The organism is Bifidobacterium sp. POST2/T3 (B1) (genome assembly GCF_058197115.1).
Map to the genome: position 1 here is coordinate 1 of NZ_JBVPQK010000187.1, position 5,197 is coordinate 5,197.

The 5,197-nt window shown below is 60.6% G+C and carries 5 protein-coding genes; all 5 read left to right on the plus strand.

The features are described from left to right. A partial coding sequence (prfA, locus tag AC0AP0_RS08625) for a peptide chain release factor 1 (protein ID WP_490430171.1) occupies nt 1-981 on the plus strand: 981 nt, incomplete at its 5' end. After that, a complete protein-coding gene (gene prmC / locus AC0AP0_RS08630) occupies nt 978-1,937 on the plus strand; it encodes a peptide chain release factor N(5)-glutamine methyltransferase (protein WP_490430172.1) in 960 nt (319 codons plus the stop codon). The genes prfA and prmC, both read left to right, overlap by 4 nt. A 76-nt stretch (nt 1,938-2,013) precedes the next feature. Then, on the plus strand, nt 2,014-2,673 hold the full coding sequence (locus AC0AP0_RS08635; protein ID WP_490430173.1) for an L-threonylcarbamoyladenylate synthase: 660 nt from the start codon (nt 2,014-2,016) through the stop codon (nt 2,671-2,673). Further along, nucleotides 2,670-3,860, plus strand: a complete 1,191-nt coding sequence (locus AC0AP0_RS08640; RefSeq protein ID WP_046323220.1) for an MraY family glycosyltransferase — start codon at nt 2,670-2,672, stop codon at nt 3,858-3,860. Before AC0AP0_RS08635 ends, AC0AP0_RS08640 begins: the two co-directional genes overlap by 4 nt. Before the next feature lie 66 nt (nt 3,861-3,926). Beyond that, the coding region (gene guaB, locus AC0AP0_RS08645) for an IMP dehydrogenase (protein WP_490430174.1) at nt 3,927-5,197 on the plus strand (1,271 nt) is incomplete at its 3' end.

Sequence of the window (5,197 nt, forward strand, 5' to 3'; positions counted from 1 at the left end):
AAATTGGGCCGCAGACATGCTGAACTCGCTCCCATCGTTGAAGCCTATAAGGCCTATCAAAGCGCCTTGGAGGACAGTCAGGCGGCCGAACAGATGGCACGGGAGGATCCTGACTTCGCCGAGGAGGCCAAAGCCGTGGCTGACCGGATACCGGACCTGGAGCAGAATCTGCGTACAGCTCTTATTCCGCGTGATCCCGATGACGGCCGCGATACGATTATGGAGATCAAGGCCGGTAGCGGCGGCGAGGAGGCGGCCCTCTTCGCTGGCGATCTGATGCGCATGTATGTGCGGTATGCCGAAAAACGTGGCTGGACCACCGAGATCATGAGTGAGAACCGCACCCAGCTGGGAGGAGTCAAGGATGCCCAGCTGGCTATCCGCGCTCGCGGTCAGGTAGCTCCTGCCGACGGCGTCTGGGCCTCGCTCAAGTACGAGGGCGGCGTCCATCGGGTCCAGCGCATTCCCGTCACCGAGTCCCAAGGCCGCATTCAGACTTCAGCCGCTGGAGTCATCGTTTTTCCGGAGGCCGATGAGGACGACGACGAGATTGAGATTGACCCTAAGGATCTCAAGGTTGACATCTTCATGAGTTCCGGCCCAGGAGGACAGTCCGTCAACACCACCTACTCCGCTGTGCGCATGACCCATATTCCCACCGGCATCGTGGTCTCCATGCAGGACGAGAAATCTCAGATACAGAATCGTCAGGCTGCCCTGCGGGTACTCAAGTCCCGTCTTCTGGCCATGAAGCACGAGGAGGAAGCCGCACAGGCTGCCGACATGCGTCATTCCCAGGTTCGTTCCCTTGATCGGTCCGAGCGTATCAGGACCTACAACTTCCCCGAGAGCCGGATCGTGGATCATCGCACCGGCTACAAGGCCTACAACCTGGAACAGGTGCTGGACGGCGACCTGCAGGCTGTCATCAACTCCGATATTCAGGCCGACGAGGCCCGCAGAATGGCGTCACAGGAGTGAATCAGCAGGAGCACGGGGCCAGTCTGGCTGAGCTGGCTGATAGGGGCCATCGCCTGCTGGCCCAGGCGGGTGTGTCTACTCCGATCAATGATGCCAGGCTGTTGCTAGCCGATGCTTTGCGGTGTGATCTGCACCAGCTGGATCAGGCTCTGCTTATGAATTGGACTGCTGAGGAACTGCTGACGAAAGGTGCTGGTCGCACATACACTGATGGTTCCCAGTCGGCGGCCCTTGAACGTTATCAGTCCTATCTGCAAAGGCGAGCCGGACGCGAACCCCTGCAGTACATTCTTGGCCATGCCTACTTCCGTTATTTGGATCTTCGCCTGGGACCGGGGGTTTTTATCCCTCGTCCTGAGACCGAAACGGTTGTCCAGGCGGGAGTGGACGCCTTGGCTGGAATGGATCATCCACTGGCGGTGGACCTGTGCTCTGGCAGCGGGGCCATCGGGCTGTCTCTGGCCATAGAGGTTCCAGGGGTGCGGGTCCGGGCCGCGGAGGTAGACGAGCAGGCATATCGGTGGGGTGCATTGAACGCCGCCGCTCAGGAGGCTGCTATCCGGGAGGCTGGATCCGATTATCAGCTGCTGCTGGCTGATGCCACGGATTCCGCCACCCTTTCTGATCTGGATGCCCAGGTGGATCTGGTTATCAGCAACCCACCCTACGTCCCTCTGGATGCGATTCCTAGCCAGCCCGAGGTGCGTGACTGGGATCCAGATCTGGCCCTCTACGGTGGTTCGTCTGACGGGTGCGCCTTGCCCTGCCGCATTCTGGACAGGGCCAAAATCCTGTTGGCTCCCGGTGGTCTGCTGGTTATGGAACATGATGCCTGTCAAGGACCGGCCATGGTTGCTGCCGCGCAGGAGCGAGGGTACCTTGAGGCATGCACCCATCAGGATCTGGCCGGCCGAGACCGCTACCTTACCGCCCGGCGGCCAGTCTTTGCTTCCTAGCGGCCTGCCGTGGTCCTGGGATAGATTAGTAGCTGGTCACATGAACATGTCGAGCCGAAAGGTCGTGATGCAGGGTATGAGCCGGGTGATGACCTATGACAGTCGGTCGCCGCAGTTGCTGGCCCGGGTGGTGGCTGCCGGGGGGCTGGCGGTCATTCCTACCGACACGGTTTATGGCATCGTCTGCGATCCATGCAACGATGCGGCCATCGATCGGCTCTTCCAAGCCAAGCATCGTCCCAGAACAAAGTCAATCCAGGTGCTTTTGGATGGAGTGGAGGCCATGGATAAGCTGGACCTCCGCTTGCCCGCACCTCTGAATCGCCTGGCTGATGCGCTCCTACCGGGTCCTTTTTCGCCCATTGCCCTTGTAGGACAGTCCTGCCCTCTGCGCACCCCTCGGATGGAGCCCGATGGTCTTACCCAGGCCGTCAGAGTGCCTGACTCGCCCATCTGTCGTGCACTTCTGCAGGTGACCGGCCCTTTGGCGGCTTCCAGTGCCAACCGATCGGGCAATCCCAGTGTGGAGACCGTCCAGCAGGCCAAAGCCGAGCTGGGTGATAGCGTCGACCTTTATCTTGACGGGGGGCCGACCCCTGGCTCAGTGGCCAGCACAGTGGTGGAAGCCGATAAGACTGATCCTGATGGGATACATGTGCTGCGGCAGGGTGTAATTGGCGAGGCTCGGGTCCGTGCACTTCTGTCGGACCAAACCGACGTAGGGGAGGGCCAGTGAGGGTATACCTGTTCATCGCTGCCATAGCTGGCGGGGCCACCTGGCTGGTCATGCCCATGGTCCGTCATCTCGCCATTCGGGTTGGTGCCGTGGGCGTGGTTCGCGCTCGCGATGTACATAAGGTGCCCACCCCTCGGATGGGCGGCTTGGGCATGTTGATCGGCTTTGCCGTGGCTATGTGCTTCGCATCCCGCATTCCCTTCATCACGGGCCTCTTCCAGTCCGGGCATCAGGCCTGGGTCATTCTGGCCGGGGCAGTGGCCATCTGCCTGCTGGGTATAGCCGACGACCTTTGGGACCTGGACTGGATGCTCAAGCTGGCTGGCCAGCTGCTGATCTCGGTCTTCGTCTCCTGGGGCGGTATCCAGATCATCTCCCTGCCTTTGGGATCCCTGGTGGCGGCCTCGCCCAGCTTGTCCATGGCCATAACGGCATTCCTGATCGTGGCCTCCATCAATGCGGTCAACTTTGTGGATGGACTGGATGGTCTGGCTGCAGGCATTGTGGCCATCGGGGGCATTGCCTTCGCTATCTACTCCTATATCATCGCCCGCATCTCGCCCGACTACGCCTCTCTGGCCACCCTGATCGACGTGGCCATGGTGGGCATTTGCGTGGGTTTCCTCCTGCACAACTGGCATCCGGCCAAACTCTTCATGGGCGACTCAGGATCCATGCTGCTGGGATACCTGATTACCTGCGCCTCTATTGTGGTCACCGGCCGATTGGATCCGGCCACTATTCATGCCAGCATCTATCTGCCGGCTTTCATGCCGATTCTTCTGCCCATCCTGGTGCTTTTCCTGCCTGTTCTGGACATGTGCCTGGCCATCATCCGAAGGCTCAGCCACGGGCAATCACCCATGCACCCCGACCGCATGCACCTGCACCACCGTATGTTGCGTATCGGTCACACGGTTCGTTCTGCAGTTCTTATTCTCTGGGGCTGGGCCGCCCTGATCGCCTTCGGTTCGCTCTTTATTCTTTTCTTCCGTCTGAGATATGTCCTGATCGGTCTGGCACTGGCCGCCATACTGCTGACCTTCGCCACCCTCTACCCCTATTACCGCCGTCGACTTCCCGAAATCAGGCGTGAGAACGCCCTCCTCGCCGCGCAAGGCCCACAGCATGCGGCCAGACCGCCCTGGCATCGCAAGAGCCATCATGATAAGGATGACGACAACTGATTAACTGGATGAAATAGTACGGACACGGTACCGTTAACGGTCAAGAAGCACTTGTAGCATGGTGCTATGGCTATGGAAAACCCACAAAGCGAACCCTCCTCCTACACTCAACTCCCCGACGCCTTCCGGAAAATCGGTCTGGCCTATGACGACGTCCTCCTGCTGCCCAACGAATCCGATGTCATCCCCTCCGAAGTAGACACCACCACCCGGCTGACTCGGAACATCACCATGAAATCCCCGGTCCTTTCGGCTGCCATGGACACCGTCACTGAAGCCACCATGGCTGTGGCCATGGCCCGTAACGGCGGCATCGGCGTCCTCCACCGCAACCTCAGCATCGAAGATCAGGCCAATCAGGTCGACATTGTCAAGCGGTCCGAATCCGGCATGATCTCCGACCCCCTGACGGTAACTCCAGATGCCACACTGACCGACCTGGACAAGCTCTGCTCCACCTACAAGGTCTCCGGTCTGCCCGTGGTGGATCGTCGGCAGCGGCTGGTGGGCATCATCACCAACCGCGACATGCGCTTCGTCAATCCCGCTGACTTCGACCGGCTCAAGGTCAGCGACATCATGACCAAGGACCACCTGATCACCGGTCCGTCCAACATCACCAAGGAAGACGCCCACCAGCTTCTGGCCAAATACAAGGTGGAGAAGCTTCCCCTGGTTGATGATGAGGGCAAACTGACCGGGCTGATCACCGTCAAGGACTTCGTCAAGACCGAGCAGTACCCCGAGGCCACCAAGGATGAGCGCGGTCGTCTGCGTGTGGCTGCCGCCGTGGGTTTCTTCGGCGATGCCTGGCAACGCATCACCGCCCTGGCCGATGCCGGGGTCGACATTCTGGTCGTGGACACCGCCCATGGTCACGCCAAGCTCATGCTGGACATGATCCGCAGGATCAAGGCTGATCATGCCTTCGACCATGTGGATGTGATCGGCGGCAACGTGGCCACCCGCGAGGGTGCCCAGGCTCTGATCGATGCCGGTGTTGACGCGGTCAAGGTCGGTGTGGGCCCTGGCTCCATCTGCACTACCCGCGTGGTGGCTGGCGTGGGTGTGCCCCAGCTGACTGCCGTTTACGATGCCGCCCTGGCCTGCCGGCCTGCCGGGATTCCTCTGGTGGCCGACGGTGGAATCCATTACTCGGGAGACATTGCCAAGGCCATCGTGGCCGGGGCCGATTCGGTCATGCTGGGCGGTCTGCTGGCAGGCACTGAGGAGGCCCCTGGCGAGAAGGTCCTCCTGCATGGCAAGCAGTACAAGGTCTATCGGGGCATGGGCTCGCTGGGCGCCATGGCCCCGCGCGGCAAGAAGAGCTACTCCAA